The sequence below is a fragment of the Butyrivibrio sp. AE2032 genome, assembly GCF_000702965.1.
On the sequence record NZ_JNLF01000005.1, the window covers coordinates 1,254,448 to 1,272,458 of the forward strand.

The window sequence follows — 18,011 nt, forward strand, 5'->3', positions numbered from 1 at the left end:
TTTTCGAAAATCCGGAAAACAGGTCAGGAGATCACAGTGTATGCGCCAGTTGTTAACGGCAAAAACAGAAATCAACTGTTATGCATCGATGCAAAGATATCATCTATTTCACTATTTGCAGATTCGATTTCAGGGGAGCGTTCCAAAGGGGATGGATGGTCATAATCCACATGGATATCATCAAAGATATCCATACGGAAAATCATTACACGAGTACCAATTTCATAATAACTATAGTTTCCCTCTGTATATATCCTGTGACGCTGCTCAACTTGATATATATAACCAAGACCAACACTCTGATACAAAACAGTTCCACCATCCTTCAGGTATATCTTTCTCGGGAATAAAAGAAAAACAAATAAGGCGATTAAAACAATTAAAAAAAATAATAAGGGATTTGTTTTTTTAACTCTATTTTTCATATTTTTGTTCTCCACCATTATAATTCTAGCATCGGGGATATGTATTTCAAGACTAACCAGGAAGACTGATCACAGATTTTGCGTCTTGTCGGTCACTCCAAAAGATAGTCACCAAGGAGTACGGATTTTCGCAATAATCCGTACTTAAAATTGCACTTTTACTTCTATTTGCACTTTTGAGTACGGTTTTTGGCCAAATAACGTACTGTAACGTGCACTCCCGAAAATGAAATGGTGTATTTCCTGAAAGTAAAAGCGCACTCCCGCATAAGCAAAAGTGCACTCAAAGTTCTTTCTGTTATCAGTGAGCCTTACTCTGTCCTCAGAGCCGTTACCGGATCCTGTCTTGAAGCCGACTTGGACGGGATGAGACCGCCTATGAAGGTCAGCACTATGCTCAATACGACAAGCAGGATGGCTGCCGCCCAGGGCATGATCGCGCTGACGTCCGAAGACTCGGCGAGCTTGTGGATCAGGGCATTGATCGGGATAAGGAGTATCAGCGAGATGCCGACGCCGATGATGCCGGCAAGGAAGCCCGTGATCATGGTCTCGGCGTTGAAGACCTGTGCTACGTTGTGCTTGGATGCACCCATGGCACGCAGGATACCGATCTCCTTGCGGCGCTCGAGAACGCTGATGTATGTGATGACGCCGATCATTATGGACGATACGACGAGCGAGATCGCAACGAATGCGATGAGCACGTAGGATATCGTGTTGATGATCTTCGTAACCGACTTCATAAGGGCTCCGACGATATCGGTGTAGACGATGCTCTTATCGTCTTCGCCGGCGTCTTCAGCCATCTTGTTGTAGTCCTTCAGGATCTGCGTGATCTGGTCTTTGGATTCGAAGTCCTTCGGATATATGGTGATCGACTGCAGATCTTCCTTGTCGCAGTAACCGAATGCGGAGAGGTTACCTTCAGCGGAAGACACACCTCCGCCCATCATCTCAGTCATGAAGGACTGGAGCTCGTTCTCACCCATGTTGAACTGGAATGCATCTGCAAATGCATCCTGATCAATCGTCAGTGCACTTCCCAGATCCTCGAAAGTATTCTGCAGGGCTGTCGTCAGGTTTGATGCGATACGCTCAACGACCATGCTGATCGCCTTCTCAACGCCCGATGCTATCGATGTTGCCATCTGCGTTGTCAGACCCGAAACATTGGTCATGACTGCCGATACGATCTCGTCGGTATTTACCGCGGTGTTGATCGTGTACATGATGAGCTGCTGGCCTCTCTCGCTTCCGAGATAATCCACGAGGGACTGGGGAAGAGCCTGGGGATCGGGCAGCTCGTTCTCAAGCGCATATTCGCTGTATCTTGCCAGGAGCGCTTCCGCGATCTCCTGCGACTTCTCGAGGGAGATGTCGATCTTGTCGGTTATCTCTTTCGAGATCATGTCGGACTGCTCGCCGACGATCTCGCGGCCCTCGTCGCTCTCCAGGTATTCCCTGAAGTATTCGCCGTAGTTTGACTGGTCGGAGAGGTCCATGCCGTGCGCGACAGCGTATTCGGCAAAGCCGTCCGTTATGTTGTTCAGCGCCGTGTTGACCAGAGTCTGGTCGATCGATGTGACACCGCTCTCCTCTATCGCCTTTTCGAGTTCGGATCTTAAGACGGCACTGCCCTCCTCAGAACTGATGAACTGCGTGATGGCATCGGGGAGCTTTGCGAAATCCGTCGTCGGATTCTCCGAAGCGTAAGCCATATAATCCGTGAAAAGGGCCGACATACCCTGTCCCAGAGCATCGAAATCTATCTTGAGTTCCACTCCGTCAAGGAGACCCATGATCTGGTCGGCAGAAAGATCCGGCATCGCGCTGCCGAACGCGCCCGACAGATCCATTCCGCTCATGTCGCCGAAAGCGCTCTCGTCGATGGTTAACTTGCTCTCGTCGAACTTGAATGCATCCTGAATGGCATTCTCATCGATCGAGAAGAGATTGCCCATATCGAAATCGGATTCCTCCTCATCGAACCTTACGCCCGTCAGTACGTTGACTTCGCGGTCAGCAAGCTGTGCCTTGACGATGTCTGATTTCTCGGCACTTTCCCTGAGTTCCTCGACCAGGTCCTTGCCGTAGTAGATGCCCGAATCGAGCATCCATATATCCTCACCCTTCTTGGGCTGGACGATGCCGACGATCTTGAGATCCTGAGCCTTGTTCAGGAGGTCGCACATATAATCGCTGCTGTTCCTCATGTCGGTATAGATCTTGTTTGTAGCGTCGTACTTATAGAATTCGTAAGCGGGAACGACCTTGAAGTTCTTGCCCATGAAGTCCTCGTAATGCCAGGTGTAGTATTCCTGATCGGATACGACTTCCACGCCGTTGCTGAAGTCCCTGATCATCTTATCGAGCTCACCGGTATCCCTTAATCCGAAAGCGTAGATTATGTAGTCAGACACGGCGCCGTTCTGTGTGAGAACGAGGACAGCCTCCTGGGAATTCTCGGGCCATCTGCCTGCCTTGACATCGTACTGGTTGATGTAGAGCGCCTCATTCTCCGGCATTTCGAAAAAGACGTTCATGCTGTAAGCCGATGTGAACACGCTCGAAGACGTGAGTCCCATCGAAGCAAAATCGTTGTTGGGATTTACCTGTCTGTATTCCCTCTTTCCTCTTTCATAGCGGAAGATCTGAGGATCCAGGCCGTATGAATACTCAACGCCGTTCGTAAGCTCATAGATATCCGTCTCACCGCTGTCGAAATATTCCTTCAGCGAGATAAGGTCATTCGTTGTGACCGTCGAAAGGAGCTGGCTGACGGAAGGCACTTCGGTGACTTCGCCTTCCTTGGCAGGCTCCCACGTCTCGGTAGAGACCATCATCATCGACATAAAAGAGATCGATGAAGACTCAATGGACAGCGGATATTGAGACAATGTCTGTGCCTCTATCCTGTCGATATAAGTGTTGACGCCGTTCGAGAGCGACAGGATCAGCGCAATGCCGATGATGCCGATCGAACCGGCGAAAGCAACGAGTATGGTCCTCGTCTTCTTGGTCCAGAGATTGTTGAAGCTCAAAGCGAGCGAAGTAAAGAAACTCATGGAAGCCTTGCCCAGATTCTTGTGAACGGGAGCTGCCGTGACCGCGCTTGCCTCGGGCTCGAAAGGATCGCTGTCTCCTATGATCTTTCCGTCCTTGAGCTTTACTATCCTCGTGGCGTATTCCTCGGCGAGCTCCGGGTTATGCGTAACCATTACGACCAGGCGGTCCTTTGCGACCTCCTTGAGAAGGTCCATGACCTGGATGCTGGTCTCAGTATCGAGCGCGCCCGTCGGCTCGTCTGCCAGAAGGATGTCGGGATCGTTTACGAGAGCTCTGGCTATGGCGACACGCTGCATCTGTCCGCCCGACATCTGGTTCGGTTTTTTATGTGCCTGTTCGCGGAGTCCGACCTTTGCGAGCGCGTCCAGAGCCCTCTGTCTTCTGTCCCTCTTGGATATTCCCGAGATGGTGAGCGCGAGCTCGACATTCGACAGAACGGTCTGGTGCGGGATCAGGTTATAGCTCTGGAATACGAAGCCTATCGTGTGGTTTCTGTATGAATCCCAGTCCCTGTCCCTGTAACGCTTGGTGGAAACGCCGTTTATTATGAGGTCGCCCGAATCGTAACGGTCCAGACCTCCGATTATGTTAAGGAGCGTAGTCTTGCCAGAACCCGAAGGTCCCAGGATCGCAACGAACTCATTATCCCTGAGATTCAGGGACACTCCGTCCAGGGCCTTCTGAACGAGGCTCCCGGTCTTATATTCCTTATGTATGTCTTTAATCTGTAGCATAGTCCCGCAAATTCTAACATGCGCACAGTTAACAATCTTTACGATATCTGTGAATTATCGGAAAAATCCGAGCAATTCAACAGGTTTCTTGTCTTATCAGCCGGCGCGAAAACCCTTATTCCTTATTTTCGAGATGCCTTAAAGATTCTATTGTCTTACCCTTCTCACATGGGGAGCTTCGAGTACAGCCACTTGAAATTAGCGTTGACGCCCTCGGGTCTCGGCATCTTCTCAAACAGCTGGAACTGAGCCTTCTTTATGCTCTTTCCGAACGGCTTTATGACCGGAAGGATGCCCTTGACCTCTGCGTCGAAAAATTCCTCTTTGCAGTCGATGACGAACAGATAGGATACATCCTTGGGATCGTTCTCGGGATTTGCGAGAAGGATCAGGAGCTTTACGATGTGCGGACGTGTTCCGCAGTGAGTCTTGATGGCCTTCTCAAGTGCCAGGAATTCCGGCGTGTTGACGGGATTTCTGAATACGATCCTCTGCATGCCGGGCATGTTCGGACCGCCGTTTGCCATAAAGTTGTCGAGGCTCTTATTGCCCGTTCCGCCGAGTGCGAGCGAAGCATTGTCCGCAGCGCCTGCACCGAATCTCTCGGCAAAGAGGTGTGTACCGACCATCTTGTCGATGAGATCCTTGTCTATGGTCATGGTGAGAGGTCCGAAAGGATTGATGATGAATCCGCCGTAGTGGTTGTCTCTGGCGATCGCAGCGAGCTGTGCGAAGCTCAGCATAAAGAACTGCGTTGTGCCTCCCTGCTTGCCGAAAGCCGACTTCTGCGCGATGGCAGCAATCTTGGTGTCGGTAAATACGGGAAGGTAATTCTTGTCGGGATCCTTCTTCGTCTTGATGGAGGAGAAACCGACCTGTCCCTTGCCGTTCTTGACGGGTGATACCTTTGCGAGTGTTACGAACTCCGATGTCATGATACAGTCCATCGTGGTTCCGAAATAAACAGGCTCCTCGGAGCCGAATCTGCCGTACTCTGTCAGCATCGCGATCGTTCTGGGGTTGCCTGCGACAGCCATGCCCTTGCATGCCGGATCGCTCATGTCTTCGATACCCTTTGCATCCGTAAGGACCGCGAATCTCTGTACGGGCGTGGAAGCACCCTCATCGGGATTTGCAGCTTCAGGGATATCGCCCCTGGAGATCTCGATCTCGCATCTCTCATTGGAGGCCTCGTCGACGAATTCCCTGCTCTCGTTCCTGATCTTCTCGACCTTGACAGTATATCTGTCGCCCCTGCCCTGATAGAGGAAAACTTCGGTGCCTGCCTTTATCGTTCCTCTGACATTGCCGCGGATGATGATGTCGCCTTCGATCTCGGGTGCGGAAGTCATGGGGACTTCGTCGCTGACCATGAAGAATGTCATTCCCTCAGGAGTGATGTGGCCTTCAAGGATGTTTGCGGCCGCAGTGCCGGCATCCTTTTCCTTCTGGTCCAGAGCCTTGCCGGCCTCTTCCTGGGCCTGCTGTCTCTCTATGGCCTTTGCTTCCTTTTCCTGCTGCGCTTCCTCGCGCGCTTCAAGGATGACCTTCATCTCGTCGGAGATGCTGCTTGTTGTATTCTCTGCTGAAGATTCCTCATTCTGGATCTCAGGCTTCTTTTTCTTTCCGAATAAACCCATTTTGTAGTGGCTCCCTTTTATTATTTATTTCCAGAAGGGGATTATATCACATCCTGAGGCTCTTGTGCCTTTACCTTGGCACCGGTCAGGGCTAGAATTATACCAACCGCGGAATTAAAGTCCGCTTATAACGATTTTTGTGAGGAATTACTTATGGGAGATTTGACCAGACAGGACATGTTGGACATGGCTGCAACAGCCTATGAACACGCAATATCCACGATCTATGCAATGGACGGGATATTCAAGAAGGTCACGGGCGCAGATTACGATTCCGCGCTTACGATCGCGCAGTTCGACACGATACTTCAGGGCGTTCTCCTGAGCGTGGCATGTGCGGACGGCAATTTCGATCCGCTTGAACAGGAATTCATCAAGGCATTCACCACACACGGCGATCTGCTCGATTTCATAAGAGGCGACTCCGACGGCCAGGTAGATCTCACCTGGGAAGAGGTCGCAGACCTGCCGCAGGAACTGAAGGATAAGCTTATCGAGATCCTCCCCGGTATCCTGGACGATCAGTGCAGAAGCTTCATAGTGCCGCTGACCACAGTGGACGTCTCATACAGCAAGTACGGCAATGTCGAGACCACTCCGGGCGATTTCCTCAAATCCATCGAGCAGGACATGATAAAGATCGCGGGTTCCCTTGCTTTTGTTGACCTGGAAGGCACTGATGACGAGATGTCCGCCGGAGTCAAGATGATCTTCGAGCTCGAAGGAAAGCACTGGAGATATCTGCTTTCCGACAATAAGCTGGGATCCGGCGAGGGCAACGGCTGATATCAGCCCGTGCTCTTGAAGATCATGAATTCCCACGGCATCGAATACTGCGGGAACGGTCCGTAGAATAAGAGCACCATCAGTACGAAAACGACAGTCATAACCATAAGAGCCCAGGCACCGGTCTTGACCGCGGCGCCTGCTTTGACTGCGCCTGATTTCCCTTCTTCACTCATCTGAATGAAGCTTCCGCTCCAAACGGCAGCCGGGATAAGGACCGGCGCGATATATCTGAACGACTGCGTGCAGACGACGGGATGCTGGAAACAGAACACGATCTCGGGGACAACAAGGACCGCCGCTAAGATCCAAAGGGCAATATTTTCGGGCTTTAAGGAAAGCTTCTTCCCGCCTGCAGAGAGCCTCTTTACCGCGCCTGCAACTGAGCAGACGATGATCACGAGAACATATATGAAAGCCACAACGAGCATAATCTGTGCAACGCGCGTGAGGTAGACATCCATCGACTTTCTCTCGTCGAAAAGCCCTGTCTTTAAAAGCGACAGGAAGATGTTGTAATCGCTGAGCGTTCCGCCGGCAAGAAGGAACGGGATCTCAAGTATCTCCTTCGAGGGCACGAAAAGCCTCTGTACGGGAGAAAACATCCACACATCCTGATTTGCGGATTCATCGATCGCGAAAACATAGGTGATCGGCGTGCCATACGAGATGAGGTTGCGCAAAGGGAACCACATTCCGAGAGGGAATACCACGACGGCAAACGCGGCGAACTGCTTTATCAGATCCTTTAAAAGCCTCTTTGCGGACTTGTCCTTCGACCTTGCTGACGCCTTTGCTTCCCTGTATGTCTTAACGAGTTTCACGAGGAAGAGGAATGCGACCGGGAAAGCGATGAAGCCCATCGAGAGCTTGGTCATCATGGCGCAGCCGATGGTGATGGCCAGGAACAGGATGGTCGTAAGCTCGGGCTTCGAATACCACTTGAGCGCGATATAGAAAGATGCGACGAACAGCATGAGCGCCAGTGCGTCGTTGTTTACCTGGATAGACAGGAAGATCATCTGCGGGCAGAATACCGTCATCACGAGGGCAAAAGCCTTTGCCCTGCCCTTGAGGCCGAACACGTCGAGCGTCTTCTCCGCGAAAAGTATGAGATAAGACGTCCAGAGCATCGGCAGCATCTTCAGACCGTTTATGTCGCCTGCAAACCTTACGGGCAGGACGTTCTGAAGCCTGAAGAACATCGCGCTGATCATGTAATGAAGCGGCGGATGGTAGAACATTCCGTAGTCCCTTACATCTCCCGACGGCAGCGCAAAATTATTGGCGATATAGAGTATGTAGTCGTCGTGAAAGCACGTTCCGTCGCTCTCGAAATTCGACACGTCGTGCTGAAAAAAATTGAGAGGCGTCAGGAGCACCATTACGGCTCTCATGACAAAGCCCGCCGCAAGTATTGCGGTGAAGATGTCCTTTTCTTTCAGCTTGTGTCCCAGTATCAGGATGAGAACCGATATGGCGACCGTGCCGAGGCCCGCCCACATCATGACGTTTTCCATTATCGACAGGCAGACGATGGTCATTCTCTGAGCAGCATCAAATGACAGTCTGAAAATGAGCATGTAGAGGCCAAACGCGGGCAGGACAGATGCTGCCGACCAGAACCTTTTATTCGAAGTGACAAAGGCTGACGTGACGTAGAATGCACAGCATGCGGTGAAGACTGCCATAAGCACCGAGATGTGCAGCTCGCGCATGTTTACGGCGTTCATTCCCGTAAGGGCATACAGGATCAGAACAGCTATGGTGCACACGCCGAAGCCCTTTGCGGTATCGCGGAAATCTTTTGTGTTCTTTATTTCGCTCATCATACGGGATCCACCACCAGAACCTCCCCTTTGACGTAAGTCCAGAGGATCGTATAGAAGAGTATAGCAAGAGCGAAGAATACAAGCGACAGCACCTTAATGAATTTGGCAGCCGAATCCTCCTTGGTGCCCGGTATCTTTATCTCGCCCGCCCTAAGCAGGAATACCGTGCCGCAGAGCAGGAACGGAGTGCTGTACCTGAAATCCTGAGAGCAGATGTGCGGATAACTTAAAGAGAATGATACGACCGACACCGTCTGCGCGATTGCGAGCACGATCAGGGAAAGATCCTCCCACAGGCTCTTTCTCTTCTTCAATGTTATGACCGTGTATACCATGCCGATCAGCGAGATGACGATCAGCGCGAGGAATACGAGCAGGAGCGCATAACCCGCCATGCTCATGGTGAAATCATCCCTGCAGTTCTCGCCTCCGAAGAGCGCCGTCTTGATCTGCGCGATGAAGATGTTGTAATCCTGCTCGCCGTCCGAACCGAGATTCATGTAGTAATCCTCGATCGGGAACCCGTAAAAACCGAAGATCCTCTGCACCGGCGAATATCTGCTCAGGTCCTGATAGATGTTGTCTGACCTCAGGACATAAGTGAATGGCACGCCGAACTTCAGGTAATTCCTGACCTGGTACCAGAGTCCCAGAGGCGCGCAGATAACGGCGAAAACTACAAGCTGAAGGAACGATGTGAGCCCGGCCTTCTTTTCGCTCCGGTTCATCAGGTCCCTGATGAGCTTCACCACGAAAAGGAATCCCAGAGGGAACGCGATCATGCCAATAGAGAGCTTAGTCATCATGCCGAATCCGATGCTCAGAGCGGCGGGGATGATGTTTTTCCAAGATCCTTCCTGATACCATTTGAGCCCGAAATAGAACCCCGTGAAGAACAGGAGGATCGACAATATGTCGTTGTTGATTGATGCTGACATCAGCGTGAATGCCGGGAAAGCGGAGATCACGAACGCAGCCGTGACACGGCTCTCCTTCTTTATCCCGATCAGCTTTACGACCTTGTATATCATTATCAGCGCATACTGGGTCCAGAGGAACGACAGCGCCTGGAGCACCTCGTAATTATGAGTTCCCTTCGGCATGAACAGTTCGCAGATCTTCAGGAACAGGGCGCTGACAAAGTAATGGAAAGGCGGATGATAGAACTCGCCCATGTTCCTGACATCGAAGTTAGGGATGGTCCAGTTTTCCTTGACGAAAATGATATAACCCGAGTGCCATGTGTTGTACACACCCTCCTCGAACTCACCGAGATCGCACTGCCTCGTGTAGAGTCCCGTATAGAGCGTATAACCCAGTCTCATGACGAATCCGAGAGCGAATAACAATGTTACAAGCGCCTCGTCCGTAAGCATTTTCGCCTTTTTGAGATAGAAGCCGTAACCTGCCACAAGAAGGTATCCGCAGACCATCAGAGCGCAGCAGGCGGCATTTCCGGACAACTGCATTCCGGTCGCGATCAGCACGACGAGAACGAGAAGCGCCGTTATTACGAACGGGTGCTTCGCCAGTACTCCGGTTACTTTGTCCTGCTTAATGGTCAATCTTCAGACTCCTTCTCTGAAAACTCAAGGATCCTGGAAGCATCCTCCGCCCCCACGGCCACGGGTTCATATCCGGTGTTGTCCGTTATCTCGGCATCGGGATGCTTTTCGAGATATGTGTCTCTGGGCTCAAGATAGCTGAGGACATAGTACTCGGCGTTCATGTAGATTATCTTGTACCATTCGCCGCATGTGGCGACGACCACTGCCCTCTCCCCTTCTTTGAGATCGATCTTGTTGCCGCTGCTCATGACATCGGGAAGACTGTAGCCCCTGGTATTGAGACTTACCACATATTCCATGTCTCCATCAACGGGGGTAAAGAACCTGACAGACTGTGAATCCACGGGATCGACATGTTTTTCGAGAGCATCCTCAGGCGCTTCCGCCTTGATTATGTCAGAACTCTTGACGTAATACCTGTTGCCGCGGAAATCAATGGCGGCCCATCCGTCCCTCGAAAAGCCGAGCACCTCAAAACCGATGCCCTCCAGTATCCAGGGCTTGTAGCCTTCCCTCTCCTTGGGCACGATATAGAGTTCGAGTTTCTCGTTCTTGGCGGAATAGTAATTGTCGCCTGCAACTGTGGTGGTGAATATCTTTATGTCGTCGTGCTCGCTCAGCGTCGGAACCATTACGACAGCCTCGGTCTCAGACGGCTCCGTCTCGGTCGAATATGACTCGATGACACCTACGCCGATGCCTGCCGCATCCTCATCGGAAGAGACGGTCCAGCCCATCTCTCCTGTCTTCGTCCCAAGCGCTATGTAATTGCTCAGCCCGACAGCCAAAAACACAGATACGCACAGGAGGACCGCCAGGATCCCCCCGATCAGGAACTTATAACCGGACTTAAATACAGCCCTCCGTTTTTCCTTGGTCATAACAACCATCCCCCCATGTCTCCGCCAACAAGCCCGGAAGCTTTCCCTCACGGCAGGAGACGCTTTACCTCATTCTTTAATAATAATATTGGAAAAAGCCGTTTTCAACCTGACAAACTCCCTCATATGCCGTGAGATTTTGCAGGTGTATGCGTGTAAATTGCGAGCAAACAGACGGATGCCGGTACAACCGGCGGCTAGGCACGGCGAGTCATATTGCTGTTTATGTGTTATACTTTTTTTACGTTTGGAAACAGGAGGGACTGGTTATGGATAAGAAGAAGGGGCTGATCATAGGCGGTTCGATCGGAGCAGCGGCGCTCGTTGCTCTGGTAGTGACTTCCATCGCGGTTGCCAACAGGCCCAGCGCCTTGATCGTAAGGGCTTTCGCCAACACGATCTCTGATGCGAAAAAGCTTGAAGTCTTTGATGTTGCGGATGACGTCATAAACGGCGGTTCCATTTCTGTTTCGGCCGATCTGGACAAGGTCCTCAAGAACGACCTTGCAGTACAGGGCAAGATATACCTTGACGCCAAGGACATGAAGAGCGCTTACGAGCTGACTCTCAAGGATGACGACGAGGTCGTTTTCCAGCCCAGGATCCTCTGCAACTCAGACAGGATGGCCATGACGTGCCCCGAGTTGTTTGACGGCTCATACGGCGTCAACATCAAGAATCTCGAAAAGAACCTTCCGGGCTCCATTTTCGATCCCGATGAAGAGACCGACTACTCCCTCACGGACGAACAGTACGACTATTTCATGAACCTGAGGGATACCGTCAAGAACGATAAGAATCTCCAGCGCGACATGTCCAACATGAACACAAAATACAGGACCCGCGCGATCGAGCTCCTCGTCAAGTATTCCGATGTCGGAACTTCAAGCAAGACGATCACGGTAGGCGATGAGAAGATCCCCTGCACCGCTGTCACGCTCACCATTGACGAAGAAGCTCTGGCTCAGGCAGGCGCAGATCTTATCGAATACGCAAACAACGACAAGGAGCTCGAGAAGTTCCTCTACCGCATCGCTTCAAACGGTTCTCTTAGAGAGGAACCCGACGATTACGTTGACCGTTTCTACGATTATCTCGACGATATCGAAGACGAGCTTGAAGAGATCGATGACCTTGAGCTCCAGCTCGTTTTCTACGTAACGAAGTCAGGCAGAAGACTCGCACAGTTCGAAGCCGAATTGGAATATGGCAAGGATGACTACGAGCTTACTCTGGCTCTCGGCAAGAACGTAACAAAGTCCAAAGAGATGAGCCTTGCCGGTGAGGACAAGAGAACAGGCGAAGGCTTCTCGATCACATATTCCGTCGAGACGAACACTTCAAGCGCATACGAGGCAGTCATAAAGACTACGGAGACACAGCTCAGGCGCGTATATGCCGATTACGGTGACAACCGGGATTACGACCAGGAACTCGAGACCACCGGGAACGCTTTGAAGATCGAATGGGACAGAAGAGCCGGCGATTTCTCAATCAGATATAAGGACAAGTATTCCGACTATTCCGTCAAGGGCAACCTCATACAGAAGGGTGACAAGTATATCTTCCTGCTCACGAACTTAAGGGGCGACGATGAAGCTGTCGCCGGCGTCAAGGCTCTCGAGCTGACCATCACTATCGACAGGCACGATCCTATGCCGAACGTTCCCGGAAACTTCACTGATGTCACCAAGATGGACAAGCGTGAATTCAAGCATCTCGTGGAGGATATAGTGGAAGGTGTCGGAGAACTCAAGGACGAATATTTCGGCAAATAAGGACGGATATTTCGACAATTAGTGATATTCCGGACCGTAAATTTAATTTAATTAACTAAAGCCCCGCCCTTTAAATCGGTGGGGCTTTGTTTTATACTTTGAAAGTTAGCGTGTAGATTTCCATGTCCACACAATCCAAGTCAGAAGAGGTGTGCAAATGAAGAAAGTTCTGGTATGCAAGGAAAGTCTGCCTGCCGAGACGCGCGTTGCCCTTATTCCCGATGACATCAAGAAGCTCACAGGCATGGGCTTTGAGTTCACGGTCGTAAGCGGTGCCGGTCTCAAGAGCGGCTTTGAAGATGCGGATTACGAACAGGCCGGCGCCAAGATCGTCAAGACAGAAAAAGACGGACTTAGCGATGCCGAGATTGTTGTCAGGATCCTTAAGCCCGATTCAGCTGACGGAATGAACCCCGATACGGTTCACATCAGCTTCTTAGATCCCTTCAACGAGAAAGATCTTCTTAACGGATTCGCCAAGAACAACATCCAGGCAGTTTCCCTCGAGATGATCCCCAGAACGACTCTCGCTCAGAAGATGGACGTTCAGTCTTCACAGACATCTCTCGCAGGCTATGTCGCAGTGCTCAACGCAGCAGCACATATGCCCAAGATCCTCCCGATGATGGTTACGCCTGCAGGAACGATCAATCCTGCAAGAGTATTCGTTATCGGCGTTGGCGTTGCAGGCCTTCAGGCTATCGCGACCGCAAAGAGACTCGGTGCACGTGTAGACGCATTCGATACAAGACCGGTAGTCGAAGAGCAGGTTAAGTCCTTGGGCGCAAACTTCGTCAAGATCGACCTTGGCGAGATGGGCCAGACAGCTCAGGGCTACGCAAAAGAGCTCACTCCCGAGCAGATCGCCAAGCAGCAGGAAGCTCAGGCTAAAGTCTGCGAGAAGGCAAATATAGTTATCACAACCGCCAAGGTATTCGGCCGCAAGGCTCCCGTCCTTATCAAGAAGGACGTTATCGAGAGAATGCAGCCCGGTTCGATCATCGTGGATATGGCGGTTTCCACAGGCGGTAACGTCGAAGGATCCGATCCCACAAAGGAAGTTGTCACGGACAACGGCGTAATCATCATGCCCGGTGACGAACTCCAGCGTCAGGTACCTTGGGATGCATCCAAGATGCTCTCCGGCAACATCTCCGCTTTCCTCACCCACTTCTACAACAAGGAGTCCAAGGAATTCGAAGTCAACCTGTCCGATGAGATCATGAAGGGGTGCCTGCTCACACAGGGCGGAGCCATCATCCACGAGAGATTTAAGGAGGGTTAATATATGGAAATCACGACTGATACGATCATGCTCCTGATCTTCGTCTTCATCATCGCCGCCTACCTTGGCGTCGAGCTCATCTCGAAGGTCCCTTCACAGCTTCATACCCCTCTCATGAGCGGTACGAATGCCATCTCCGGCATCACGATCGTCGGTGCCATCGCAGCTACCGCGATCAACTCATCCGGTAATCACATCCTCGGACTCATCATCGGCGCCATCGCCATATTTTTCGCGACCATCAACGTTATCGGCGGATATTTCGTAACCGACAGAATGCTCGCAATGTTTAAGAAAAAGGAGACACCTAAAAAATGAGCGATTATATTTGCATAGTACTTTACATGGTGTCCTGTGTCCTTTTCATCATGGGCATCAAGAAACTCGGAAAAGCCGATACCGCACGTAAGGGTAACCTCTACTCTTCAGTCGGTATGCTGATCGCTGTCGTATCCGTCCTCATCTCACAGGACGTTATCGACGGAGGTCTCGTAAGTTACATTCTCATCGTCTTAGCCATTGCAGGCGGAAGCGTTGTAGGCTTCATCTGGTCCAAGAAGGTCGAAATGACCGGCATGCCCCAGCTCGTTGCCCTCTTTAACGGCTTCGGCGGTCTGTCCTCAATGCTCGTTGCGATCTCACAGTACATCGCAGGCGTAACCGAGGATGCTTTCACGGCACTCACACTCGGTCTCACGATCCTCATCGGTGCAGTAGCTTTCACAGGTTCGCTCATCGCATGGGGCAAGCTCGCAGGACTCAAGATGTTCAAGAAGAACATCTCCATCCCGGGCAAGAACTTCATCAACGCAGGCATCCTCGCTGTTGCAGTCCTCGGAATCCTCTTCCTCTGCATCTCACCTGACGGTGGTCTCGGCGTTGCAGGCGTCATCATCACAACGATCTCATCACTGGTACTCGGCGTAACGATGGTTATCACCATCGGCGGCGGCGACATGCCGGTCATCATCTCTTTCCTCAATGCCCTCTCAGGTCTTGCCGCAGCATTCGCGGGCTTCCCTATCGGCAATACGGTCCTTATCGTATCCGGCTGCCTCGTAGGTGCTTCCGGCGTCATCCTCACACTCATCATGTGCAAGGCCATGAACAAGACATTCGCAGCTCTCCTCTTCAAGACAACAAAGAAGAAGGCTGCTTCCGCAGAAGGCGAGCACAAGGAACCCAAATCAATGTCCGTTGAGGATGCATTCCTCATCCTCGAGGCTGCTAAGAGCGTAGTATTCGTACCCGGTTACGGCATGGCTGTTGCTCAGGCTCAGCACGCCGTTAAGGAGCTCTGCGACGTCCTCGAAGAGAACGGCTGCGAAGTCAACTTCGCCATCCACCCCGTTGCAGGACGTATGCCCGGTCACATGAACGTTCTCCTTGCTGAAGCTAACGTTCCTTACGAGCAGCTCAAGACGGCAGACGAGATGAATCCCCAGATGCCCAACACGGACATCGCGATCGTCATCGGCGCCAACGACGTTGTCAACCCTGCAGCCATCAACGACGAATCCTCACCTATCTACGGTATGCCTATCGTAAACGCTTACGAGGCACGTACGGTATTCGTTCTCAAGCGTGGTCAGGGTACGGGCTTCTCCGGCATCGAGAACCCGCTCTTCACGATGGACAACACCGTAATGATCTACGGCGACGCAAAGCAGACAGTATCACAGCTCGTTGTCGAGTTCGAGAACTGATAAGCAAATCTGGATTAAAAACATCAAAGGGGCTGTTTCCGTGCAGGAAGCGGCCCCTTTTATTGTGCGGCTCTTTAGCAGGAGCGGGAGACACCTTTTCAAGCATTGGTTGTTTCATAAGCTTGTCAGCCGTCAACCGCCATTCTGCTCATTTTCTTTAAACTGGCGGTGTATTATCCAAAAGTGTATTTTCCAGAAACCGCCATTCTGCCGGATTCATATGAACTGGCGGTACTCTTACAAGATGTTTGTATACTAAAAACCGCCATTTCAATTCATTTTCGAAAGATGGCGGTATGCAACGGGAAGATCATAATGAGATCCAACCGCCAAAGACTCAATACTGAACGGAATGACGGTATTCACTCTAATCAGGAAAACCAGACGCACCGCCAATATGCTGATTATTAACAGATTGGCGGTTGAACAGCAAAGAGTGAATTTTCCGATACCGCCATTCTTCATCCTTTTATCCGAATTGGCGGTTAAGCGAAGCAAATCCTGAGATTCCTCACCCCTGCCCCAGCTTCAGTTCACTGTACACATCATTAGTGAAGACATCAATGACATCATTCCTCTTTATGTGCCCTTCGGCATATTCATAGGCTTCATACACCCAGATCGCACCTATCAGCTCATCGTATTCGGAAAAGACCATGCCCGATGCAAAATAATTACACTCGGCAAATACCGGAAATACGTCCTGACCGCCGCAGAACGGATCACTTCCGTCGCACATGCGCATTACGGTATTTGAAGCAACGGTATCCTTGTAACCGTCACCGAGCACGCCGTTTGCAAGATAGTACTGCAGTCCTGTATCGGAGAAATCCAGCGTGAACCATTCGAGAAGTTCTGCCACTCCCTCTTTGTTATCAGTATCCCTGTTTGCAAGGAGCCACGAGCCTCCCCAGAAAAAGCCTTCCGGAGGAGTGCATACTCTCCAGTCGCCGAAGGTTCCCGCGCCCTTACCTGTGGTACTCCAGCCTGACATGATGTATTGGATCATCCAATAAGGCCCGAAAAAGCAGAAGCAGCCGTTTTCGCCGCACATGTCCGTGTACCACTGGTCAGACCATACCCTTGCATTGTTGGACCAGTTGTTTGTCCTTATATCCTTTGCATAATCGAGGAATTCCTCACGCCGGGGATCGACAAAGAGCGCGCCGTCTTCCGTGATCCAACCGCTTTCAGCATTTCCCTCCATTACCATCCAGACCTCTTCACTGCCGGTAACGATGGGATACCCGTAACTTTTCAGCATTTCTGCCGCGATCCAAAACTTATCCCAGCTGCCTGAGCCTCCGCCCAGGAGCCGCTCGATATCAACCGGATCATCCGTGCCGAATACTTCCCTGGCAATGGATGCCCTGTAGATCATGGCACCGCTGTTAGCTGCATAGCTCAGGCCGACCACTTCACCGTTGCGCGATCCCACATCCACTATGAAAGAAGCTATATCAGCTTCCATTATCTTTGTCTCGACATCGATGCCGAGATCTTCATAGGCTGCCGCATATTCAGACATTGAGCCCTTCGTGTATTTCGTGGCATAAGATGCTTCAACCACATAGATGTCGGGAGCCTCGTCACCGCCGCCCGTAAGAGCATTATCAAGGGCTTTCTGGTAGTTATAATCCGTGGTCAGGATCGTACATTCCACCGAATATTTCTCCGCAAATTCCGGATGGAGTCCCACGTACATCTCCACCATCGACGGGACTTCATCCATATAAGACCAGAGAGTGATGTGTTCAGGACCGTAACCGTAGATGCATGTCATTATCTCGGGAGTTATGTCATCAGGTATAGTGGTCTCCATGAAATAATTGCGTCCTGATGTCGGTTCCGTCTCTTCCGGTCCGGTGTTGTCCTGAGGATTCCCCACGGCAACACTGCCGGCAACCATATTTAGGAAGATGGCATAAGCCGCAATGTTGGCGGCGATCCCCACGGCTGAGGTTATTATTCCCGTCACGCCGATCTCTTTGCCGTTCCTGTCCTTGACTTTGGAGATAACAACGCCGGCTGCCGATGCTATGAGCGCAGCCACAGTGCCTGCCAGCGATATCCTGAACAGGTTCATCCATACGGAAGCGCTGTCTTCCGCATCCGAAAAAGAGTATATGTTCATCCATGCGATAACGGAAACGATCAGAAATACTGCCGATAACACAAATCCGGTGACAGCAGCAACACTGATCTTCTTTTCAGTCTCGCCGTCCTTCGGACTCTTTTTCATAGAATTATCCCCCTGAGCATGAAGACACCGTGCAGGTCTTAAACCCGTATATTATACCACGGAGG

12 protein-coding genes are annotated in these 18,011 nt (G+C 51.2%); 5 read left to right on the top strand and 7 right to left on the bottom strand.

Going from position 1 to position 18,011, the window contains the following annotated elements:
• Positions 1 to 71 precede the first annotated feature (71 nt).
• The 3 genes from BO18_RS23245 to BO18_RS23255 all read right to left on the bottom strand — a co-directional run bounded on the left by BO18_RS23245 (position 72) and on the right by BO18_RS23255 (position 5,868).
• On the bottom strand, positions 72 to 425 hold the full coding sequence (locus tag BO18_RS23245) for a hypothetical protein (RefSeq protein WP_034450013.1): 354 nt from the start codon (positions 423 to 425) through the stop codon (positions 72 to 74).
• A 311-nt stretch (positions 426 to 736) separates the two neighbouring features.
• Complete coding sequence (locus BO18_RS23250) at positions 737 to 4,228, bottom strand: ABC transporter ATP-binding protein/permease (protein ID WP_034450015.1); 3,492 nt, start codon at positions 4,226 to 4,228, stop codon at positions 737 to 739.
• Between the two features lie 164 nt (positions 4,229 to 4,392).
• Complete coding sequence (locus BO18_RS23255; protein WP_034450016.1) at positions 4,393 to 5,868, bottom strand: SseB family protein; 1,476 nt, start codon at positions 5,866 to 5,868, stop codon at positions 4,393 to 4,395.
• 153 nt (positions 5,869 to 6,021) lie between these two features.
• Here BO18_RS23255 and BO18_RS23260 point away from each other — a divergent pair, with 153 nt between their 5' ends.
• Positions 6,022 to 6,654 (top strand): hypothetical protein, encoded by a 633-nt coding sequence (locus BO18_RS23260; protein WP_034450018.1) that lies wholly within the window; start codon positions 6,022 to 6,024, stop codon positions 6,652 to 6,654.
• 2 nt (positions 6,655 to 6,656) lie between these two features.
• On the opposite strand, the gene BO18_RS23265 is transcribed toward BO18_RS23260, so the two are convergent.
• The 3 genes from BO18_RS23265 to BO18_RS23275 are packed head-to-tail and all read right to left on the bottom strand — an operon-like array spanning position 6,657 to position 10,935.
• Positions 6,657 to 8,486, bottom strand: coding sequence for a phospholipid carrier-dependent glycosyltransferase (locus BO18_RS23265; protein ID WP_081861220.1), 1,830 nt, complete (start codon positions 8,484 to 8,486; stop codon positions 6,657 to 6,659).
• Positions 8,483 to 10,051 (bottom strand): ArnT family glycosyltransferase, encoded by a 1,569-nt coding sequence (locus BO18_RS23270; RefSeq protein WP_034450021.1) that lies wholly within the window; start codon positions 10,049 to 10,051, stop codon positions 8,483 to 8,485. The genes BO18_RS23265 and BO18_RS23270 overlap by 4 nt, the downstream gene beginning before the upstream one ends.
• Positions 10,048 to 10,935, bottom strand: a complete 888-nt coding sequence (locus tag BO18_RS23275) for a hypothetical protein (protein ID WP_185752558.1) — start codon at positions 10,933 to 10,935, stop codon at positions 10,048 to 10,050. The genes BO18_RS23270 and BO18_RS23275 overlap by 4 nt, the downstream gene beginning before the upstream one ends.
• 269 nt (positions 10,936 to 11,204) lie before the next feature.
• Here BO18_RS23275 and BO18_RS23280 point away from each other — a divergent pair, with 269 nt between their 5' ends.
• The 4 genes from BO18_RS23280 (at position 11,205) to BO18_RS23295 (ending at position 15,704) form a co-directional block, all read left to right on the top strand.
• A complete protein-coding gene (locus BO18_RS23280; protein WP_034450023.1) occupies positions 11,205 to 12,713 on the top strand; it encodes a hypothetical protein in 1,509 nt (502 codons plus the stop codon).
• 157 nt (positions 12,714 to 12,870) lie between these two features.
• Positions 12,871 to 13,998, top strand: coding sequence for an NAD(P) transhydrogenase subunit alpha (locus BO18_RS23285; RefSeq protein WP_034450024.1), 1,128 nt, complete (start codon positions 12,871 to 12,873; stop codon positions 13,996 to 13,998).
• Between the two features lie 3 nt (positions 13,999 to 14,001).
• Entirely contained in the window at positions 14,002 to 14,316 is a 315-nt protein-coding gene (locus BO18_RS23290) for an NAD(P) transhydrogenase subunit alpha (RefSeq protein ID WP_034450025.1), read from the top strand.
• Complete coding sequence (locus BO18_RS23295; RefSeq protein WP_034450026.1) at positions 14,313 to 15,704, top strand: NAD(P)(+) transhydrogenase (Re/Si-specific) subunit beta; 1,392 nt, start codon at positions 14,313 to 14,315, stop codon at positions 15,702 to 15,704. The genes BO18_RS23290 and BO18_RS23295 overlap by 4 nt, the downstream gene beginning before the upstream one ends.
• A gap of 511 nt (positions 15,705 to 16,215) precedes the next feature.
• Here BO18_RS23295 and BO18_RS23300 read toward each other — a convergent pair.
• A complete protein-coding gene (locus tag BO18_RS23300) occupies positions 16,216 to 17,946 on the bottom strand; it encodes an ABC transporter substrate-binding protein (RefSeq protein ID WP_051689091.1) in 1,731 nt (576 codons plus the stop codon).
• Positions 17,947 to 18,011 lie beyond the last annotated feature (65 nt).